Here is a 20,175-nt window from a genome sequence, read left to right as displayed (position 1 = left end):
CTGGTGGCGTGACGTCGTTCAGTGAGAGCCGCCGGGTGATGGGACGGCCGCGGGTGACCTCGCGGCCCGCCCTGGAGCGGCTCGCGTTCGAGCTGTTCGCCCGCCGGGGGTTCGACGAGACGACCGTGGACGACATCGCGGCCGCGGCCGGGATCGGGCGGCGCACGTTCTTCCGGTACTTCGCGTCCAAGAACGACCTGGTGTGGGGCGACTTCGACGCCCAGCTGCGGCGGCTGCGCACGCTGCTGGACGAGGCCGACCCGCGGGCGCCGATCATGGACGCCGTCCGCCGCGCCGTCGTGGAGTTCAACCGGTTCGACCCGCAGGAGGTGCCGTGGCACCGGCAGCGGATGGAGCTGATCCTCACGGTGCCGACCCTGCAGGCCGACGCGACGCTGCGCTACGCGTCCTGGCGGCGGATCGTCTCCGAGTTCGTCGCCGCCCGGACCGGGCAGCCGGTGTCGGCGATGGCGCCCCGGCTCGCGGGCAGCGTGATCCTCGCCGCCGCCGTCACCGCCTACGAGCACTGGCTGTCCGCCGAGGAGGGGACGTCCCTGGCGGACCTGCTGGACGAGACGCTGCGGCGGGTCGAGGCCGGGTTCGCGGAGATCGGGCGGGCCCCCGCGCCCGGGTAGGGCCCGTCAGCCGCGCCGGACGGCGTCCGCGACGATCTCGCCGATGAGGACGGCCGTCGCGGCGGGGCCGCGCAGCGGCGCGGTCGGCAGGATGGAGGTGTCGGCGACGCGCAGCCCCCGCACGCCGTGGACCCGCCCGACGCCGTCGACGGCGGGTCCCATCGGGACGGTGCCGCACGTGTGCTGCGACGTGCCGAGGCGCGCGCGGATCCACGCGTCCAGCACGCGGTCGTCGTCCACCGGCACCGGTTCGACCGGGCCCGCGCAGACCTCGCCGAACGCCCCGGACTCCACGATCGCGACCGCCGCCCGCACGGCCTCGCGCATCCTGCGGCGGTCGGCGCCGGTCTCCAGGTAGCCGTAGTCGATGCGCGGCGGGACGTCCGGGTCGGCCGACACGGTGCGCAGGCCGCCGGACGTCCGGGGCGTCAGCACGGACGCGAGGAACGCCAGGGGCATGCCGGGGACGGCGGCCTTCCCCCCGACGAGCCCGGCCATCGGCACGAGCGACTGCAGGATCTCCAGGTCGCCCGCCGCGGGGCCGTCCGACGACGGCAGGTGCAGGGCGCCGCCGAGCCACGAACCGGACGGCTCGTCCATCGGCCGCCGGGGCGTCCACTCGACGACGATCTGCGGGTGGTCGCTGAGCGCGGCGCCGACGGCGGGGAGGTCCAGGGCGACGGGGATCCCGGCGCGTTCGAGATCCGCCGCGGACCCGACGCCCGACAGGTGCAGCAGGTGCGGGGTGGAGAGGGCGCCCGCGCACAGCACGATCTCGCCGGCCTCCAAGACGGTCCCGTCCTCGGCGACGACGCCCGCGGCGCGCCCCCGCCGGACGACGACCGAGCGCACCGGGCGGTCGCCCAGCAGCGTGAGGTTCGGGCGCCCGGCCGCCGCGCCGAGCAGGTAGGCGAGCCCGGTGTTGACGCGGCGGCCGCCGGCCGTGTTGGACGGCACGGGGCCGAACCCCGGCGCCCCCTCGGCGTTCTTGTCGGGTTCGTCCGGATATCCGAGTTCGCGTGCGGCGGCCCGGAACGCGGCCGCGGCGGGATGCCGGAGGTCCGTCCGGCGCACCGGGACCGGCCCCCGGCCGCCGTGCGGCCCCGCCTCCCCGTGGTCGAGGTCGGTCTCGAGCGCGCGCATGAACGGCAGCGCCCGCTCGTACGACCAGGCGTCGCCGCCGGCGGCCGCCCAGCGGTCGAAGTCCGCACGCCGGGCGCGGACGAAGTAGCCGCCGTTCACGGTCGTCGAGCCGCCGAGCACCCGCCCGCGCGCCGCCATGTACGGCATGCCGGAGGTGAGCCGCGCCGGGAACGTCCGGACGGCCGGATGCCCCGGCCGGGCCCCGGGCACGAGCCGGGCGTCCAGCAGGTCGGCGGGGAAGGCGGACGGCACCGGCCCGGCCTCCAGCACGAGCACCTCGCAGCCCGGGTCCTCGCCGAGCCGGGCCGCCAGCGCCGCGCCGGCCCCGCCCGCCCCGACCACGAGCACGTCCGGCCTGCGCCGCCCGCCCGTGCCCGGACCGTCGCGTTCGTCCATCACCGCACCCTCCGCCGCACCCGCCGGGCGAACTCTACGCGCGGGGGCGTGCGGCCCTGTTCGTCCGTCCCGCCCCCTTCCTTTTTGACACTCGATGCACTTAGTATCCCCTCAAGCCGGGCGGTCGTGACATGGGTCACCGGAAACGGGCCCCGCGGCCGCCGTACGCGAACGAAGGAGGACGCCATGGACAGCGCCGCCACCGAGAACCAGAACGCCGACGAGCGGACCGAGGACGTCGTGGCCGCCGAGTCGCTGATCGAGGAGGTCTCGATCGACGGCATGTGCGGCGTCTACTAGGCCGTGCCGGCGATCGATCTGGACCGCGCCTGGGACCTGCACCCGCAGGTCTCGGTGCGGCCCGAACCCTTCGGCGCGCTGCTCTACCACTTCGGCACCCGCAAGCTGTCGTTCCTCAAGGACCGGCGCCTGCTGGAGGTCGTCCGGGGGCTGCGGGACGCGCCCACCGCCCGGGACGCCTGCGCGGCCGCCGACGTGCCCGCGTCCGACCTGCCCCGGTACGGCGCGGCGCTCGGCGCGCTCGCAAGCTCGTCCATGCTCGTGGAAAGGACGCCGTGACCACCGACGCCGCAAGCCAGGCACCGCAGACCACCGGCACCCGGCTGGTCGACCTGTTCGAGCACGGGCTCGACGCGCCGATCTGCCTGACCTGGGAGCTCACCTACGCGTGCAATCTCTCGTGCGCGCACTGCCTGTCCAGCTCGGGACGGCGCGACCCGCGCGAGCTCTCGACGGACGAGGCGAAGGCCGTCATCGACGAACTGGAGGCCATGCAGGTCTTCTACGTCAACATCGGCGGCGGCGAGCCCACGGTCCGGTCCGACTTCTGGGAGCTGCTCGACTACGCCACGGCTCACCACGTGGGCGTGAAGTTCTCCACGAACGGCGTCCGGATCACGCCCGAGGTCGCGCGGCGGCTCGCCGCCAACGACTACGTCGACGTGCAGATCTCGCTGGACGGCGCGACGCCCGAGGTCAACGACGCCGTGCGGGGCGCGGGGTCCTACGACACCGCGCTGCGCGCCATGCGGAACCTCGCCGACGCGGGCATGAAGAACTTCAAGCTGTCGGTGGTTTGCACGCGGCACAACATCCCGCAGATGGACGCCTTCAAGGCGATCGCCGACGAGTACGGCGCGCAGCTCCGGCTGACGCGGCTGCGCCCATCCGGTCGCGGGGCGGACGTGTGGGACGAGCTGCACCCGACGCAGGCGCAGCAGCGCGAGCTGTACGACTGGCTCCTCGCGCACGGCGACCGGGTGCTGACCGGCGACTCGTTCTTCCACCTGTCGGCCTACGGCCAGTCGCTGCCGGGGCTGAACCTGTGCGGCGCCGGGCGCGTGGTGTGCCTCATCGACCCCGTCGGGGACGTGTACGCGTGCCCGTTCGCCATCCACGACGAGTTCCTCGCGGGGAACGTCCGCGAGCCCGGCGGCTTCGCGCGGGTGTGGCGCGAGTCGGACCTGTTCGCGGGCCTGCGGGAGCCGCAGACGGGCGGGGCCTGCGCCTCGTGCGGCTTCTACGACACCTGCAAGGGCGGCTGCATGGCCGCGAAGTTCTTCACCGGGCTGCCGCTGGACGGGCCCGACCCCGAGTGCGTGCAGGGGCACGGCGAGAAGCTGCTGGCCGGGCGGCCCGAGGACCGGTCGGGCATCCCGAAGCCGTCCGGCGACCACTCGCACCGGACCTCCCCGCCCCGCCCCCGGGAACCGGTCCTCGTGCAGCTGGGGCGGCGCGCCGACATGGACCGCCCGCCCGTCAGCGCCTGCGAGGAGAACCCCCTCGCCGGGCTGCGGATCACCTGACCATTCCCTCCAGGAGACGACATGTTCCAGAATCCGTGGTTCGAGACCGTGGCCGAGGCGCAGCGCCGCGCCAAGCGGCGGCTGCCCCACATGGTGTACGGGGCGCTGGTCGCGGGCTCGGAGCGCGGCCGGACGGTCGGCGACAACTGCAAGGCGTTCGGCGACCTCGGCTTCGCGCCCCACGTCGCGGGCCACCACGCGGAGCGCGATCTGTCCACGAGCGTGATGGGTGTGGAGACGTCCATGCCGGTGGTCATCTCCCCCACCGGCGTGCAGGCCGTGCACCCCGACGGCGAGGTCGCGGTGGCGCGCGCCGCCGCGAACCGGGGAGTGATCATGGGCCTCAGCTCGTTCGCGAGCAAGCCCGTGGAGGAGGTCGCCGAGGCCAACCCGAACGTCTTCTTCCAGATGTACTGGAGCGGCGACCGGGACGCGATGGTGCAGCGCATGGACCGCGCGCGCCGGGCCGGGGCGAAGGCGCTGATCGCCACGCTCGACTGGTCGTTCTCCAACGGGCGGGACTGGGGCAGCCCCATGATCCCGGAGAAGGTCGACCTGAAGACGATGGCGAAGCTGGCGCCGGGCGTCCTGCCCTACCCGGGCTGGCTGTGGCGGTTCGCCAAGACCGGCCGCATCCCGGACCTGACGACCCCCAACCTCCAGGCGCCGGGCGGCCCCGCGCCCACGTTCTTCGGCGCGTACGGCGAGTGGATGCAGACCCCGCCCCCCACCTGGGAGGACGTGGCGTGGCTGCGCAAGGAATGGGGCGGCCCGTTCATGCTCAAGGGCGTCACCCGCGTGGACGACGCGAAGCGGGCCGTGGACGCCGGGGTCACGGCGCTGTCGGTGTCGAACCACGGCGGCAACAACCTCGACACCACGCCCGCGACGATCCGGGTGCTGCCGTCGATCGCCGCGGCGGTCGGCGACCAGATCGAGGTGCTGCTGGACGGCGGGGTGCGGCGCGGCGGGGACGTCGCCAAGGCGCTCGCGCTCGGGGCGCGCGCCGTGCTGATCGGCCGCGCCTACCTGTGGGGCCTCGCGGCGAACGGGCAGGCCGGGGTGGAGAACGTGCTGGACATCATGCGCGGCGGGCTCGACTCCGCCGTGCTGGGCCTCGGCCACGCGTCCGTCCGCGAGCTGTCCCCGTCCGACCTCGTGATCCCGCCCGGGTTCGCGCTGACGCTGGGCGGCGAGGAGAGCTGACGTGCGGGACCTGGCCGGGACCGCGTGGCCGGAGGTCCCCGAGCGGCCGCCGGTGCTGGTGCCGGTCGGGTCGACCGAGCAGCACGGCCCGCACCTGCCGCTGAACACCGACACCGTGATCGCCCGGGCCGTCGCCGAGCGCGCGGCCGCGGTGCTCGGCGACACCATCCTCGTCGCGCCCGCCGTCGCGTACGGGTCCAGCGGCGAGCACGCGGGCTTCCCCGGCACGGTCTCGATCGGACGGGACGTGCTGGAGCTCGTCCTCGTCGAGACCGTGCGGTCCCTCGCGCTGTGGGCGGGACGGGTCGTGTTCGTCAACGGGCACGGCGGCAACACGGCGGCGCTCGACGCGGCCGTGGGCCGGATGCGCGCCGAGGGGCACGACGCGGGCTGGGTCGGCTGCGGCGTCCCCGGCGGCGACGCGCACGCCGGGTTCACCGAGACGTCGGTCATGCTGCATCTCGCCCCGGAGCTGGTCCGGTCGTCGCGCGCGGTCGCGGGCGACACCCGGCCGATCGCCGAGCTGCTGCCCGAGCTGGTCGCCCGGGGCGTCCGGGAGGTGTCGCCGTCGGGCGTCCTCGGCGACCCGGCGGGAGCGTCGGCCGAGCGGGGACGGGAGATCGTGGACGCGATGACGGCATCGACCGTCCACCGCATCCACGCCTGGCGCGCGGACGCCCGCGGCCGCCTCGCACCTCCCGGAACGGAACGAGAGCGTGAGCCTGGCCGCGCGGGCGCGCGGGGCGGCGTCCTCGATCCCGGGGCGGCGACGTGAGCGGGGCGTCCCGGTTTCCGTTGCCGGCCGACTTCCCGATCGCGCTGGACGAGGGGACGTCGCTGTGGTCGGGCGGCCGCGTGGCGACCGGGGGCGCGCCGTGGAAGGTGGTGCGCCTGGCCGACGCCGCCCGCCCGCACCTGGCGGCGCTGCGCTGCGCGGGCGGGCGCGGGCTCGCCGACCCCTCGCCGGTCGGCCGGGCGGTCGCCCGGCTGCTGCTCGACCACGGGCTGGCCCGTCCCGTTCCGGCGCCGCGCCTCGGGCCGCACGAGGTGACCGTGGTGATCCCCGCGTACGGGCGGGCCGACGAGCTGGCGCGGTGCCTGGCGGCCGTCGCGGGCCTCCCGGTGATCGTCGTGGACGACGCCTCGCCCGATCCCGGGCCGCTGCGCCGGGCCGCCGAGGCCGCCGGGGCCCGGCTGGTGCGGCATCCCGTCAACCGGGGCCCGGCCGCCGCCCGCAACACGGGCCTGCGGCTGGTGGAGACGCCGCTCGCCGCGTTCGTCGACTCCGACTGCCGCCCGGAGGCGGGCTGGCTGGACGTGCTCGTCCCGCACTTCGACGATCCGCGGGTGGCGGCCGTCGCGCCGCGCGTCCGTCCGGACCCCGGCGACGACCGGCTGCTCGCCCGCTACGAGACCGCCCGGTCGGCGCTCGACATGGGCGTCCGGCCCGCGCTGGTGCGTCCGGGCGGCCGGCTCGGGTTCGTGCCGACGGCGACGCTGCTGGTGCGGGTCGCGGCGGTGCGCGGCCTCGGGTCCGGCGGGGCGTTCGACGAGGGGCTGCGGCTCGGCGAGGACGTCGACTTCGTCTGGCGGCTGGGCGACCTGGGGTGGAACGTCCGGTACGAACCGGGCGCGCGGGTCGCGCACACGTCGCGGCTGCGCCCGGTGGACTGGGCGCGGCGGCGGCACGAGTACGGGACGTCCGCCGCGGACCTGGCGCGGCGGCATCCGGGCCGGCTCGCCCCGGCGCGCCCGTCGGCGTGGAACCTCGCCGTGCTGGGCCTGCTCGCGCGCGGACGTCCGGAGATCGCCGCGGCCTGCGCGGCGGTCGCGGCGGCGCTGCTGGCGCGCCGGCTGGCGCGGCTGCCCGCCGACTGGAGCCTGGCCGCCGCGATCGTCGGGAAGGGCGTGCTCGCGGACGCCGCCGCGCTGGGGCACGCGCTGCGGCGCGAGTGGTGGCCCGCCGGGCTGCTCGTCCTGGCGGCGGCCCCGCGCAGCCGCACCGCCCGCGCGGCGGCGGCGGCCATGCTCGCGCCGATCGCGCTGGAGTGGCTGCGGGAGCGTCCGGACGTCGACCCGGTCCGGTACGCGGTGCTGCGGCTCGCCGAGGACGTCGCGTACGGGTCGGGGGTGACGGCGGCGTCGGCGCGCGCGCGTTCGGCGGCGCCGCTGCGCCCGGACGTCCGGTTCCCCGAGGGGCTCTCGGCCGCCCGGGCGGGCGGGCGGGCGAGAGCGGCGGTGCGAACGGCGGTGCGGCGGGCGCGCCGGATCAGCGGTTGATGTTGCCCATGTCGACCCGGAGCTGCGAGCCGGTGATGAACTTGCCCTCGTCGGACGCCAGGAACGCCACCATGTTCGCGATGTCCTCGGGCTGGACCACCTGGTAGGGCAGCGCGGGCATGTAGATGGGGCCGAGCATGGGCGACTGCTCGAGGTAGTCGCTCATCGAGTCGTCGGTCATGCCGGTGGCGACGCCGTGCGGGTGGATCGTGTTGACGCGGATGTCGTGCTCGCCCAGCTCGTTGGCGAGGACCTTGGCGAGGCCGACCACGCCGTGCTTGGAGCTGGCGTAGTGGGCGAGGAACGGCAGCCCCTTCGAGCCCGCCACCGAGCTGGTGATGATGATCGAGCCGCCCTGCCCCTGCTCGATGAGCGTCGGCACCGTGGCCTTGACCGTCTTCCACACGCCGGTGAGGTTGACGTCGATGAGGTCCTGCCACTGATCCTCGGTGATCTCCCAGGTGCGGCCGTAGTTCACGATGCCCGCGTTGGCGACCACGATGTCGAGGCGGCCCAGCTCGGCGACGCCGTCCCGGACGGCCGCCTCCAGCGCGGGCAGGTCGCGGACGTCGGCCTTGCGCGCGACGATCCGGCGGCCCCGCTCCTCGACGAGCTTGACCGTCTCGTCCAGTTCGGCCTGCGTGGCGGGCGCGTAGCGGACGTACGGGCTGGCCGACTCGGCGAGGTCGATCGCGATGACGTCGGCGCCCTCGGCGGCGAGCCGGACGGCCTCCGCCCGGCCCTGCCCGCGCGCGGCACCGGTGATGAAGGCGACCTTGCCCGTCAAACGTCCCATGGGAAACCTCCAGATCGGGCGGCCCGGCGACGCGCGGCGTACGGCCATGGGGTCAGGTCGCGCACCGGTGGAAGGCCGGGCCGAAAAGCGGTACGAGCATGATGGCACTCGGTGCCAAAAAGAGCAATGGTCCGCCCTTCGCCGCCCGGATACGGCGAAGGGGAGGCGGCCGTCGCGGCCGCCTCCCCGATCCGGGTCGTCCGTCCCTAGACGCCGTCCTCCTCGGCCATGCCGAGGAGGCGGTCGAGAACGGCGGTGCCCTCCTTCAGCCCGTCGTGCTCGTACTCGTTGGTGATCCACGGCCGCAGCCCGCGCACCGCGCGCGCCGTCTCCAGGGAGAACTCGCGCGGGACGAACATGTCGTCGTGGTAGATCGCCGCGTACACGGGCACCTCGTTGCGGGCGAGCCGCTCGACGTCGTACAGGTGCGGCCAGTCGTCCTTCGCCGCCAGCAGGTCCGCGGTCTCGCGCAGCGGCACGAGCGCCGGGTCCTCGGCGAAGTTGAACGGGTAGTACGTCTCGCCCGTGAAGGCGAACGGCGCGCCGCCGTCCAGGTCGAACTCCGGACGCCGCCGGTACACGCGCTCGGCGGCCCAGTTCGTCGCCCGGCCCTGCGCGTAGATCAGCTCCTGGAACAGCGCGTAGAGCGGGCGGGCGGCGAGGCTCGTCGCGTCGTGCACGCCCGCGAGGAACGTGTCCGACAGTTCCGGGCCCTCCGGGCCCTCGACGAACGCCTCCTCGAGGAGGAAGTGCAGCGTGTCGAAGCCGGCCCGGGTGCCGAGCCCGAGGCCGAGGCCCTGGAACCGGCGCGGCGACAGCCGCTCCCCCGTGGGCATCCGCACGTCGCGCGTCCGCAGGTGCTCGACGATGCGGACGCACAGCTCCCGGTCGCCGGGGTGGCGGGCGAAGTACTCCTCGTTCTTCTCCAGCATCCGGTCGAACGTCAGCCGGTACACGTCGTCCGCCGTCCCGGTCAGCGTCGGCAGCCCGCCCGTGACGAACGACCGCCGCAGCCCCTCGGGCGCCAGCGACAGGTACGCCATCGTGATGAAGCCGCCGTAGCTCTGCCCGAGCGTCGTCCACGGACGTCCGCCGTTGAGCTCGCGGCGCAGGACCTCGGCGTCCCGGACGATCGCGTCGGCGCGGAAGTGCGCGAGGTACGCCGCCTGCTCGGCGGGACCGCCGACGCGGGCGAGGGTCCGCCGGTTCACGGGCGTGGAGCGGCCGGTGCCGCGCTGGTCGAGCAGCACGACGCGGTGGTCGTCCAGCGCCCGCCCGACGAAGCCGCTCTTGGACGCGGGCCGCACCGCCTTGCCGCCGGGGCCGCCCTGCAGGAACAGCAGCCGGGGCAGGTCGGCGCCGGCCTTGGCGGCCGTGACGACCTCGCGCGCGTACACCTCGATGCGCGGGCCGTCCGGACGGTCGTGGTCGAGCGGGACCTCGACGACGTGGTCGGTGTAGACGAGGCCCCGCTGCCGGAACGTTCCAGTGATCATCAGTAGCCCGGGATCCCGAGACGGCGGCAGATCTCGACGAGCTCGGGGTGCACGTAGCGGCCCTCGACCTCGATCGCCTCGCCGTCCAGGTAGATGGACGGGTTGAGCAGGCTGCCGTCGGTGTGCGCGGGGGCGAGGAACGGGTCGCCGCCGATCCAGGCGCCCTTCGTGCCGAGACCGAGCTCGACGCAGCCGAAGATGCGCTCGTCCTCCACGATCCGGCCGGTCGGCTTGGTCACGCCGGGGTTGAACCCGAGCGACCAGTGCGCGATCCGGTACATGTTGCGGCCGATCTCGGGGTCGTCCGCGGACTTCGCCTGGTCCTCCATCCAGCGGCGGAAGATCGTCGCGTCGGTGCCCTCGCCCTCGATCGAGGTGACGGTGCCCTCGCCGACCTCCATCCGGATGGGCGAGCGGATCAGCCCGAGGTCGTTCGGCGGCCACACGGCGCCGTCGAACACCAGCACGCCCTCCTGGGTCTCCTCGAGGGGGTTCCAGGAGATCTGCCCGGCCAGCATGACGGTCTCGCCCGGCTTCTCGGCGGGCTTGCCGCGCAGGTTGATCGACCGGCCGCCGTTGCGGGCCCGCAGGTCGGTGCCCGCCGGGGTGGTGATCCGCACCTCGTCGGCCTTCTCCAGGAGCCCCACCAGCGCCTTGCCCAGGTCGATCGTGCCCTGGAAGTCGACGCGCGCCACGGTGTCGACGAGCATCTGGACGTCCATGCCGGTCAGGTTCGCGTAGCGGGTGCCCTGCGCCATCGCCGCGCGGAACGCGTCCGAGTGCATGATGTACGCCAGCGCGTACTCGATCCACACCTGCGACCGGGCGACCGCGCCCGCGACGGGGCCGGGCGGCTCCATCGCCGAGGACGGCCGCGTCGGGTACCACACGACCGTCGGCGTCGCCCCGGCCGCCGCGACGGCCTGCGCGGTGACGTCCACGACCCGCGAGTCGGTGGAGCTGTCGGCGGTGATCACCACGTCCTCGCCCGGCTTGACGAGCATGATCTCCTCGACGAGCTTGCGGGCGCCGAGCGCGGCCTCGTACGACAGGTACTCGGGCCGGGACTCGATCCGGCTGGTCACTTCCACTATGCGCCTTATCCCTTCACTACGCGGCTGACATCGGTGAGCGAGCTTCCGGCGATGAGACCCGAACCGATCAGGTTCAGCTCGCCGCTCGCGGCCTCGGGTCCGCGCACCCGGGCCCAGATGATCCTGAAGGCCAGTGCGCCGAGCACGAACCAGCAGGCGTACGGGGTGAGGATCAGCAGTCCGGTGGCCAGCAGCACGCCCATCTGCCGCTCCGGCCCGCCGATGAACTGGATGAGCGCCCCGGGGACCGCCCAGATCAGGATGTTGGTGAGCGTGGAGGTGTCGGTGAGGCCGCCCGCGACGGTGTCGGCGTACACCTTCGACACCGGCGGGATCTCACCGCCCTCGAAGTACGACCGCCAGGTGATCGCGACGACGGCGAGCGCGACCGCGAACCCGACGAGCTGCGCGATGTACTGCTGCTTGCGCCCGGCCCGCTCGACGAGCCGGTACGGGGTGCCGCCCTGCCGCAGGATCCAGCCCGCCTTCAGGTCGTAGCCCATGTCGGCGAACGCGGGGCCGGTCGCGGCGATGTAGGCGACGAACAGCGCCAGCGGCACGGTCGGGATCCCGATGACCAGGCCCAGCACCATGAAGATGAGCGTGACCGCGAACGCCGGGAACCAGCCCGAGTGCATCGCGGCCAGGCCGACGATCAGCTGGTGCACCAGCGCGGCGAAGCCCGCCAGCAGGCACCACCCGATCAGCTCGATCACCGACAGGTCGCCGAGGATCCCGCCGGTCAGCGCGACCGCCAGCGAACCGAGCACGAACAGGACGTAGCCCTGGGTGAGCGCGCGCCGCAGCCCGTTCTCGTCCACCGTGGTCTGCATGGCCTCGCCGGTCTGCGCGCCCACGGCCGTCCGGCCGCCGTCCCCGTCGCCGTCCTGCTGCCTGCGGATGAGCAGGATCACGGCCTGCAGGAGGGCGACGAGCCCCGCCCCGACCATGAAGCCGTGCGGGATGTACATCTCGTTGAGGTCGATGTCGAACCATTCCTGGCCGTACTGGTTCACGCCCAGCCCGACGCCGAACATGGCGAGCGCCCAGATGTTGCCGATCAGCGCGACGCCCGCCGCCGAGAACGGCAGCGCGTTGCCGGCGACCTTGACGAACGAGCCGAGGAAGCCCACCAGCCCGCCGATGCCCAGCACGATGGCCTTGCGGCCGCCCTCGTCCCCGGCGACGATCGTCTCCGCCGCCGCGACGCCGGGCGGCCAGGTGGAGCGGGCCGGGAACAGCTTCGAGTCGAACACCCGGTACAGGACCAGGGAGTCGACGAACAGGCCGATCCCGGCGCCCAGCAGCATCGGCCAGACCAGGTCGGGGCGGCCGAGGACGAACGGGACGCCGATCGGCACCAGCAGCGAGTTCGCGGCGGCGAACGTGGCGCCGGAGATGGCGCTCTGCACCAGGTTCTGCCGGTGCACCGACCGCATCTCCCGCAGCTTGCGCGCCGGGATCCGGCCCACGAGCATCGCGATCAGCGCCCCGATGACCGAGGTGTTGGCCGAGATGCCGAGCGTGGTCACCAGGTGCAGGCCGATGAGCGCGCCGAGCACCGACAGGACGATGGTGAGGATCAGGACGACCGGCTCGTGCGCGCGGGGGTGCGATTCCGGCCCGTGCAGGGCCGCCCCCTTCAGCGATTGCGTGGTCACAGGACTCTTCCTCGCTACTCTTCGGCCCCGCCGCCGTCGAGCAGGCGGGTCAGCGACTCCGCTGCCCCGCGCACCCTCGCGATGGTGGTGTCGATCTTCTCCGTGACGTTGTGGTGCGGGCCGATCACGACCAGCGAGCCGACGACCTCCCCGGCGGCGAACACCGGCGCCGCGACCGAGGTGACGTTGAGGTCGTACTCGCCGTGCGAGATCGAGACCCGGTCCCGGCGGACCCGCGCGTACAGCGCGCGGAGCTCGTCCGGGTCGGTGACCGTGGTGTCGCTGAACCGCTCCAGCGGTCCCGCGCCCAGCAGCCGCCGGACGTCGTCGTCCGGGTAGAACGCGAAGATGGCGTGCCCGGCGGCCCCGCCGTGGGCCGGGAGCGTCTCCCCCACGATCGCCGAGTACCGCATGGGCCCGGTGGCGTCGACCGCCAGGGCCGTCCGGTATCCGGCGCCGTGCGGCACGTTGAGGATGGCGCTCTCCCCCAGCTCGCGGGCCAGCGCGGTGAGCAGCGGCCGGGCCGCCGCCTCCAGCGTCCCGCCCCGCTCCGCGGCCCGGGCGAGCACGCCGACCGCGGCGCCGAGCCGGTACCGCCGGGTGTCGGGGTCGGCGAGCACGAACCCGCGGTGCGCGAGCGTGGTCAGCAGCCGGTGCGCGACGGCCTTGTCGAGCCCCAGTTCCCTGGCCAGCTCGCTGACCCCCCACTCCGTCCGATGCTGGAAGGCCAGCAGCACCAGCAGACCCCGATCGAGGGTCTTGGCCGTACCGCGTCCCGGCTCGCCCAACGCGACCACCTTTCTGTTGCGTTTATCGCAACAGCGTTGCTATTTCTGAGCCGCACTGTATCCGCTCTTGGCTCATTACGGTCAAGCCGGAAAGGGGGAAGTAACCAGCTTTTTACGTGCGCCCCCTGCCCCGACCAGCACGAAACGCCCGCCCCGTCTGCGCTGGAGCAGGCGGGCGTATGCGGGAGGGCGGGCGCCCGGGCGGGCGTCATATGCTGCCCGGATGACGACGACCGGGCCCGACGGAGCGGCGCCGCGCCGCCGGCGCGGGCGTCCCGGGTACGACCAGGCGGCGATCCTGCGCACCGCGGTGGACCTGTTCAACCGCAAGGGGTACGACGCCACGAGCATGGGCGACCTGGCCAAGGAGCTGGGGCTGACGAAGCCGGCGATCTACCACCACGTCACGAGCAAGGAGCAGCTCCTCGGGCGGGCCCTGGACGACGCCCTCGACGAGCTGACGGCGGTGGTCACCGCGGCGGCGGAGGAGCGGGCCGGCGGGACGGCGTACGAGCGTCTGCGCGAGGTAGTGCGGCACAGCGTCGAGGTCCTGGTGGCGCACCAGCCGTCCGTCACTCTGCTGCTGCGGGTGCGGGGCAACAGCGGCGTCGAGCTGGCGGCGCTCGACCGGCGGCGCCGGCTGGACGAGCGGCTCGCCGCGCTGGTCGCGGACGCCGCCGCCGAGGGCGCCCTGCGCGCCGACCTGCCGCCGCCGCTGGTGAGCCGGCTGCTGTTCGGCATGGTGAACTCGCTGGTCGAGTGGTACCGCGCGGAGGGGGCGTACGACCCGGCGACCGTCGCGGACGCGATCACCACGATCGCCTTCGACGGCCTCCGGCCGCGCGGCGGTCAGGCGTCGTAATCGACGGTCACGCGCTCGCCCACCGGGAACGTCTGGCAGGTGAGGACGAACCCGGCGGCGACCTCGGACGGTTCGAGCGCGTGGTTGCGGCGCATGTCGGTCTCGCCCTCGCGGACGACGGCGCGGCACGTCCCGCAGACGCCGCCCTTGCAGGCGAACGGCAGGTCGGCGCGCGTCGCCTGGGCGCCCTCGAGGATCGTCGTCTCGCGGGAGACGGTCGAGGTGGTGCGCAGCCCGTCGAGGACCGTGGTCAGCTCGGTCGTCGCGCCGGACGGCGTCCCGGCGGCCCGCCGGGGCTCGGGCGGGGGCGCGTCCACGTAGAACAGCTCGACGTGGACGCGGTCGGGCGGGACGCCGAGGCCGGCGAGGACGGCTCGGGCGTCCTCGACCATCGGGAACGGCCCGCAGAGCCAGACGTGGTCGAACACCTCTGCGGGGACGAGGTCGGTGAGCAGGCGGTGCAGCCGGTCGCGGTCGAGCCGTCCGGAGAACAGCTCGGCGTCGCGGGGTTCGCGGGACAGCACGTGGACGAACTGGAGCCGGGGCCCGTACCGGTTCTTCAGGTCGCCGAGCTCCTCGGCGAACATCACGGTGCGGCTCGTCCGGTTGCCGTAGATCAGCGACACCTGCGCGGAGGGGTGGGCCAGGACGGTCGAGGCGACCGACAGCAGCGGGGTGATGCCGGACCCGGCGGCGACGCACAGGTGCCGCTCCCCCGTCGCGGGATCGGCCCGCCAGGACCCCGTCGGCGGCCCCACCTCGATGCGCGTCCCGGGCGTGACGTCGTGCACGAGCCAGGACGAGAACAGCCCGTCGGGGATCTCGCGGACCCCGATGCGCGGGGCCGCGCCGGCCGGCGCGCAGATCGAGTACGTCCGGCGGTGCTCCCGTCCGTCCACGACGCGGCGCAGGGTGAGCGACTGCCCGGCCCGGAACGCGTAGGCGTCGCGCAGCTCCGCCGGCACGTCGAAGGTGATCGCCACGGCGTCCTCGCACAGGCGGTCCACCGCCGCGACGGTGAGCGGGTGGAAGACGGCCGCCCGGGCGGGCGCGGGCGCGGTGGCGGGCATCTCAGATCTCCTTGACGTGCTCGAAGGGCTCGAGGCAGTCGGTGCAGCGGTAGAGGGCCTTGCAGGCGGTCGAGCCGAACTCCGAGGTCGGCCGGGTGGCCGTCGAGCCGCAGCGGGGGCAGGCGGGCGCGCGCCGGGGCGGTCCGAGCGTGAGCGCCACCGGGCCGGACGCGCGGCGGGCGGGGCCGGGCGGGGAGAGCCCGGCCTCCCGCAGCGCGGCCCGGCCGCGCTCGGAGATCCAGTCGCTCGACCAGGGCGGGTCGAGGACGACGCGCACCTCGACGCGGGGGAAGCCCGCGTCGTTCAGCCGGTGGACGAGGTCGTCGCGCATGGTCGCCATGGCGGGGCAGCCGGTGTAGGTGGGGGTGATCGAGGCGACGACGGTCTCCCCGCCCCGCCCGTCCGGGATCACCTCGACGCCGCGCAGGATCCCCAGGTCGGCGAGGGTGAGCATCGGCATCTCCGGGTCCCGCACCCCGGCGGCGGCCTCGGCGGCGCGGTCGCGGGCGTTCACCAGAGCCCCATCGGGTGGGCGCGCGCGACCTCCTGCATCTCGGCGAGCAGCGGGCCGAACGCGGCGGTGTGGTCGCCGTCGCGCCCCGACGGTCCGGGCGCGGGCGCTGCGTCCGGACGGTCGACGCCGCTCACCGCGAGGACCTGCGCGAGGACGGCGTCCACCTCGTCCCCGATCGAGGCGGGGTCGACGCCGACGCCGGTCGCCGCGAGGGACGTCTCGACGGGATGGGGCGCGAACAGCTCGGGCAGGAGCGGCCACAGGGCGCCGAGCGCCGCGACCAGCCTGCGGCGCGACTCGGAGGTGCCCCGCGCGAGGGTGAGGAACCAGCGGCCCGCCCAGTCGCGGTGGTAGGCGACCTCCTTGACGCCCTTCGCCGCGACCGCCGCGAGGACGCCGTCCCGGCTCCCGCGGAGCCGTTCGAGCAGCGCCAGCCGGGCCGTGGCGAACAGCAGGAGGCGGACGACGACGTGCGCGAAGTCGCCGTTCGGGACCTCGGCGAGCCGCACGTTGCGGAAGCCCCCGGCGTCGCGGAAGAACGCGAGCGCGTCCTCCGCCGGGACGGGCGAGCCGGCCGGGAGCGCGGGGACGGCGCCCGGATCGGCGGCGGCGGCCCGCGCCAGCAGCAGGCGCGCCTGCCCGAGCAGGTCGAGGGCCATGTTCGCGAGCGCGATGTCCTCTTCGAGGTCGGGGGCGCGGCTGCACCACTCCGCCAGCCGCTGGGACATGATCAGGGCGTCGTCGCCGAGCATGAGGCAGTACGCCGCGAGGGCCGCCGGGGCGGCGCCGTCCGGGACGGTCGTGTCGACGCCGGCGAGGGGGTCCTCGAAGCCGGTGCCGAAGGCCCATTGCGACGAGTCCCCGCCGGCCTCGACGAGGCCGTCGAAGACGCTGCCCGGCGTCCCGGTCGTCTGATCGTCGTTCATGGTCGGTCCGCCCTCACATGTGCGGCACGTCGCCGGGGATGTCGTAGAACGTGGGGTGCCGGTAGACCTTGTCGCCGTTCGGGGCGAACAGCGGGTCCTTCTCGTCCGGGCTGGACGCCGTGATGGCGTCGGCGCGCACGACCCAGATGCTCACGCCCTCGTTGCGCCGCGTGTAGACGTCGCGCGCGTGGCGCAGGGCCAGCACGTCGTCCGGGGCGTGCAGCGACCCGACGTGGACGTGGTTGAGGCCGCGCTTGCCGCGCACGAACACCTCGTAGAGGGGCCATTCCCGCCGGTCGGTGCTCATCGCGCCGCCTCCCCCGCGTCCGCGGCGGACCGCTCCGCGAACGCGGTCGCCGCCTCCCGCACCCACGCGCCGTCCTCGTGGGCGGCGCGCCGGTGGGCCATGCGCCGCGCGTTGCACGGCCCGTCGCCGCGCAGGACGGCCGCGAACTCGTCCCAGTCGGGCTCGCCGAAGTCGTAGTGGCCGCGCTCGGCGTTCCAGCGCAGGTCCGGGTCGGGGAGGGTGACGCCGAGCGCCTCGGCCTGCGGGACGGTCATGTCGACGAACTTCTGCCGCAGCTCGTCGTTGGAGTTGCGCTTGACGCCCCACGCCATCGACCGCGCGCTGTTCGGCGAGTCCGCGTCCGGCGGGCCGAACATCATCAGCGACGGCCACCAGAACCGGTCCACCGACTCCTGCACCATGGCGCGCTGCTCGTCCGTCCCGCGCATCATCGTCATCAGCAGCTCGTAGCCCTGCCGCTGGTGGAACGACTCCTCCTTGCAGATGCGGATCATCGCGCGGCCGTAGGGCCCGTAGGACGTCCGGCACAGCGGCACCTGGTTGCAGATCGCGGCGCCGTCGACGAGCCACCCGATCGTCCCGACGTCGGCGTAGGACGGGGTCGGGTAGTTGAAGATCGACGAGTACTTCTGCTTCCCGGCCAGCAGCAGCTCCGTGAGCTCGGCGCGGGACACGCCGAGGGTCTCGCAGGCCGAGTACAGGTACAGCCCGTGCCCCGCCTCGTCCTGCACCTTGGCCAGCAGGATCGCCTTGCGGCGCAGGGACGGCGCCCGCCCGATCCAGGCGCCCTCGGGCTGCATGCCGATGATCTCCGAGTGCGCGTGCTGGGCGATCTGCCGGACGAGCGTCCTGCGGTAGGCGTCCGGCATCCAGTCGCGGGGCTCGATGCGGTCGCCCCGCCCGATCGTTTCGTCGAACGCCGCCTGGAGCGCCGCGTCCGGCTCCGCCCGTGTCGTCACTGGTCCTCCCGGCGTATTTACTTACCGTTCGATCAGTAATAACGTGACACGAGACCGCCGCTCGGCGCAAGAGGGGGTGGCCGGCCCGCCTCGGAGAGGAGACAGGCGTGAGTCCACTGCTGGAGAGCTACGCCGCCGGACGCTGGTTCCGCGCGGACGGCGAGGGCGAACCGCTGCTCGACGCCGCGACCGGCGAGGAGGTCGCGCGGCTGGCGCGGCGCGGCCCGGACGTCGCGGAGATGGTCCGGCACGCCCGCGAGACCGGCGGGCCGGCGCTGCGCGCGCTGACGTTCCACGAGCGGGCGGGCCTGCTGAAGGCGCTCGCCAAGCACCTGACCGAGCGCAAAGAGGAGCTGTACGCGCTGTCGGTGCGGACCGGCGCGACGTCCCGGGACACCGCCGTCGACGTCGACGGCGGCATCGGGACCCTGTTCGGTTACGCGAGCAAGGGCGTGCGCGAGCTGCCGAACGACACGATCGTCCTGGACGGCGGCGTCGAGCGCCTCGGCAAGGGCGGGACGTTCGCCGGGCGGCACGTGTACGCGTCCCGTCCGGGCGTCGCGGTGCAGATCAACGCGTTCAACTTCCCCGTCTGGGGCATGCTCGAGAAGCTCGCCCCGGCGTTCCTCGCGGGGCTGCCGTCGATCGTCAAGCCCGCGAGCCAGACCGCGTACGTCACCGAATGCGCCGTCCGGCAGATCATCGAGTCGGGCATCCTGCCGGAGGGGGCGCTGCAGCTCCTCGCGGGGAGCCCCGACGGGCTGCTCGACCGGCTCACCGTCCAGGACTCGGTCGCCTTCACCGGCTCCGCGCACACCGCCGGCATCCTGCGCCGCCACCCGAACGTGCTGGACGGCGGCGTCCGCCTCGGCGTCGAGGCCGACTCCCTCAACTGCTCGATCCTCGGGCCGGACGTCCGTCCGGACGATCCCGAGTTCGACCTGTTCGTCAAGGGCGTCGTCACCGAGATGACCGTCAAGGCGGGGCAGAAGTGCACCGCCATCCGGCGGGTGCTCGTCCCCGCGCCGATGGCGGAGCCGGTGATCGAGGCGCTCGCCGCCCGGCTCGCGAAGATCACCGTCGGGGATCCGCGCAACGCCGACGTCCGGATGGGCGCGCTCGCGAGCCTCGGGCAGCGCGCCGAGGTCCGCAAGGCCGTCGAGGCGCTGCGGGCGGCGGCCGAGGTGGTCGCCGGGGACCCGGCGGGCGCGGGCCCGCTGCTCGACGGCGACCCCGAGCGCGGCGCGTTCATGACGCCGGTGCTGCTGCGCGCGCGTCCGGGCGCCGCGGAGCCGCACGACGTGGAGCCGTTCGGGCCGGTGAGCACGGTGCTGACCTACGACGGCGTCGACGCGGCGGTCGAGCTGGCCGCGCGGGGCCGCGGCAGTCTCGCCGCGTCCGTCGTCACGCACGATCCCGACGTCGCCCGCGCGGTCGTCCGCGGGCTGGCGCCGTGGCACGGGCGGGTGCTCGTCCTGGACCGGGACGACGCGAAGGAGTCCACCGGGCACGGGTCGCCGCTGCCCGCGCTCGTCCACGGCGGCCCCGGACGCGCGGGCGGCGGCGAGGAGCTCGGCGGGATCCGGAGCGTCCTCGGCCACATGCAGCGCACCGCGGTGCAGGCGTCGCCCGACCTGCTCACCGCGGTCACCGGCACGTGGACGCCCGGCGCCGACCGCACCGCGTCCGGCGTCCACCCGTTCCGCAAGTCGCTGGCCGAGCTGCGGCTCGGCGACACCATCGCCTCCGAGCCGCGCACGGTGTCGCTCGACGACATCGCCCATTTCGCGGAGTTCACCGGCGACACGTTCTACGCGCACACCGATCCGGAGGCCGCCGCCCGCAACCCGCTGTTCGGCGGCATCGTCGCCCACGGGTACCTCGTGGTGTCCCTCGCCGCCGGGCTGTTCGTCGACCCCGCGCCCGGGCCCGTCCTGGCGAACTTCGGCGTGGACGGGCTGCGCTTCCTCACCCCGGTCAAGGCGGGCGACTCGATCGCGGTGACGCTGACCGTCAAGCAGATCACGCCGCGCACCGGCGCCGACTACGGCGAGGTCCGCTGGGACGCCGTCGTGACGAACCAGGACGGCAGGCCGGTCGCGACCTACGACGTGCTCACGCTCGTGGCCAAGACCTGGCCGCAGCCCTCCGAGGCCTGAGCGGCCGCCGCCCGGGCCGCCGCCCGCGCCGTCCCGCAGGGGCGCGGGCGGCGGCCC

20 protein-coding genes are annotated in these 20,175 nt (G+C 74.5%); 9 read left to right on the top strand and 11 right to left on the bottom strand.

Features of this window, described 5'->3' with window-relative positions:
• The first annotated feature begins 8 nt into the window (after positions 1–8).
• Positions 9–635 (top strand): mycofactocin system transcriptional regulator MftR, encoded by a 627-nt coding sequence (gene mftR, locus AB0L25_RS37315; protein ID WP_500177894.1) that lies wholly within the window; start codon positions 9–11, stop codon positions 633–635.
• 6 nt (positions 636–641) lie between these two features.
• On the opposite strand, the gene mftG is transcribed toward mftR, so the two are convergent.
• Positions 642–2,174 (bottom strand): mycofactocin dehydrogenase MftG, encoded by a 1,533-nt coding sequence (gene mftG, locus AB0L25_RS37310; RefSeq protein ID WP_500177893.1) that lies wholly within the window; start codon positions 2,172–2,174, stop codon positions 642–644.
• A gap of 186 nt (positions 2,175–2,360) precedes the next feature.
• Here mftG and mftA point away from each other — a divergent pair, with 186 nt between their 5' ends.
• The 6 genes from mftA to mftF are packed head-to-tail and all read left to right on the top strand — an operon-like array spanning position 2,361 to position 7,486.
• Positions 2,361–2,474: a mycofactocin precursor MftA gene (gene mftA, locus AB0L25_RS37305; protein WP_500177891.1), complete on the top strand. Its 114-nt coding sequence runs from the start codon at positions 2,361–2,363 to the stop codon at positions 2,472–2,474.
• A 3-nt stretch (positions 2,475–2,477) separates the two neighbouring features.
• The gene (gene mftB / locus AB0L25_RS37300; protein ID WP_026401609.1) at positions 2,478–2,753 is read left to right on the top strand and encodes a mycofactocin biosynthesis chaperone MftB; all 276 of its coding nucleotides are present in this window, start codon (positions 2,478–2,480) and stop codon (positions 2,751–2,753) included.
• Positions 2,750–4,000, top strand: coding sequence for a mycofactocin radical SAM maturase (mftC, locus tag AB0L25_RS37295; protein ID WP_500177889.1), 1,251 nt, complete (start codon positions 2,750–2,752; stop codon positions 3,998–4,000). The genes mftB and mftC overlap by 4 nt, the downstream gene beginning before the upstream one ends.
• A gap of 21 nt (positions 4,001–4,021) precedes the next feature.
• On the top strand, positions 4,022–5,206 hold the full coding sequence (gene mftD / locus AB0L25_RS37290; protein WP_500177888.1) for a pre-mycofactocin synthase MftD: 1,185 nt from the start codon (positions 4,022–4,024) through the stop codon (positions 5,204–5,206).
• A gap of 1 nt (position 5,207) precedes the next feature.
• Entirely contained in the window at positions 5,208–5,981 is a 774-nt protein-coding gene (mftE, locus tag AB0L25_RS37285; RefSeq protein WP_500177886.1) for a mycofactocin biosynthesis peptidyl-dipeptidase MftE, read from the top strand.
• Between the two features lie 20 nt (positions 5,982–6,001).
• On the top strand, positions 6,002–7,486 hold the full coding sequence (gene mftF / locus AB0L25_RS37280; RefSeq protein ID WP_500177884.1) for a mycofactocin biosynthesis glycosyltransferase MftF: 1,485 nt from the start codon (positions 6,002–6,004) through the stop codon (positions 7,484–7,486).
• Here mftF and AB0L25_RS37275 read toward each other — a convergent pair.
• The 5 genes from AB0L25_RS37275 to AB0L25_RS37255 all read right to left on the bottom strand — a co-directional run bounded on the left by AB0L25_RS37275 (position 7,476) and on the right by AB0L25_RS37255 (position 13,321).
• Positions 7,476–8,282 carry a mycofactocin-coupled SDR family oxidoreductase gene (locus AB0L25_RS37275; protein WP_500177882.1) on the bottom strand — a complete coding sequence of 269 codons (807 nt, stop codon included), beginning with the start codon at positions 8,280–8,282 and terminating at the stop codon, positions 7,476–7,478. The two genes, mftF and AB0L25_RS37275, sit on opposite strands and share 11 nt — an antisense overlap.
• 206 nt (positions 8,283–8,488) lie before the next feature.
• A complete protein-coding gene (locus tag AB0L25_RS37270) occupies positions 8,489–9,778 on the bottom strand; it encodes an alpha/beta fold hydrolase (RefSeq protein ID WP_500177880.1) in 1,290 nt (429 codons plus the stop codon).
• Complete coding sequence (locus tag AB0L25_RS37265; RefSeq protein WP_500177878.1) at positions 9,778–10,863, bottom strand: 2,5-dihydroxypyridine 5,6-dioxygenase NicX family protein; 1,086 nt, start codon at positions 10,861–10,863, stop codon at positions 9,778–9,780. The genes AB0L25_RS37270 and AB0L25_RS37265 overlap by 1 nt, the downstream gene beginning before the upstream one ends.
• Positions 10,864–10,877: 14 nt before the next feature.
• Positions 10,878–12,533: an OPT/YSL family transporter gene (locus AB0L25_RS37260; protein WP_500177876.1), complete on the bottom strand. Its 1,656-nt coding sequence runs from the start codon at positions 12,531–12,533 to the stop codon at positions 10,878–10,880.
• A gap of 14 nt (positions 12,534–12,547) precedes the next feature.
• Positions 12,548–13,321: an IclR family transcriptional regulator gene (locus AB0L25_RS37255; protein WP_500177874.1), complete on the bottom strand. Its 774-nt coding sequence runs from the start codon at positions 13,319–13,321 to the stop codon at positions 12,548–12,550.
• Between the two features lie 223 nt (positions 13,322–13,544).
• Between AB0L25_RS37255 and AB0L25_RS37250 the strand changes: the two genes are divergently transcribed.
• A complete protein-coding gene (locus AB0L25_RS37250; protein ID WP_500177872.1) occupies positions 13,545–14,183 on the top strand; it encodes a TetR/AcrR family transcriptional regulator in 639 nt (212 codons plus the stop codon).
• On the opposite strand, the gene paaE is transcribed toward AB0L25_RS37250, so the two are convergent.
• From paaE to paaA, 5 genes are read right to left on the bottom strand one after another with little or no spacing between them, the layout of a single operon-like run.
• Positions 14,171–15,253, bottom strand: a complete 1,083-nt coding sequence (gene paaE / locus AB0L25_RS37245) for a 1,2-phenylacetyl-CoA epoxidase subunit PaaE (RefSeq protein ID WP_500177870.1) — start codon at positions 15,251–15,253, stop codon at positions 14,171–14,173. The genes AB0L25_RS37250 and paaE overlap by 13 nt on opposite strands.
• Before the next feature lies 1 nt (position 15,254).
• On the bottom strand, positions 15,255–15,767 hold the full coding sequence (gene paaD, locus AB0L25_RS37240) for a 1,2-phenylacetyl-CoA epoxidase subunit PaaD (protein ID WP_500177868.1): 513 nt from the start codon (positions 15,765–15,767) through the stop codon (positions 15,255–15,257).
• Positions 15,764–16,693 carry a 1,2-phenylacetyl-CoA epoxidase subunit PaaC gene (paaC, locus tag AB0L25_RS37235; protein ID WP_500177866.1) on the bottom strand — a complete coding sequence of 310 codons (930 nt, stop codon included), beginning with the start codon at positions 16,691–16,693 and terminating at the stop codon, positions 15,764–15,766. The genes paaD and paaC overlap by 4 nt, the downstream gene beginning before the upstream one ends.
• Before the next feature lie 13 nt (positions 16,694–16,706).
• Entirely contained in the window at positions 16,707–17,000 is a 294-nt protein-coding gene (gene paaB, locus AB0L25_RS37230) for a 1,2-phenylacetyl-CoA epoxidase subunit PaaB (RefSeq protein ID WP_500177864.1), read from the bottom strand.
• Positions 16,997–17,959, bottom strand: a complete 963-nt coding sequence (gene paaA, locus AB0L25_RS37225; RefSeq protein ID WP_500177862.1) for a 1,2-phenylacetyl-CoA epoxidase subunit PaaA — start codon at positions 17,957–17,959, stop codon at positions 16,997–16,999. The genes paaB and paaA overlap by 4 nt, the downstream gene beginning before the upstream one ends.
• 107 nt (positions 17,960–18,066) lie before the next feature.
• Between paaA and paaZ the strand changes: the two genes are divergently transcribed.
• On the top strand, positions 18,067–20,118 hold the full coding sequence (gene paaZ, locus AB0L25_RS37220) for a phenylacetic acid degradation bifunctional protein PaaZ (protein ID WP_500177860.1): 2,052 nt from the start codon (positions 18,067–18,069) through the stop codon (positions 20,116–20,118).
• Positions 20,119–20,175 lie beyond the last annotated feature (57 nt).

Source organism: Spirillospora sp. NPDC052242 (assembly GCF_040679555.1).
In the GTDB taxonomy this organism is placed as follows: domain Bacteria; phylum Actinomycetota; class Actinomycetes; order Streptosporangiales; family Streptosporangiaceae; genus Spirillospora.
Note: the sequence above shows the minus strand (reverse complement) of the source record. Positions and strands in the feature narration are given on the sequence as shown.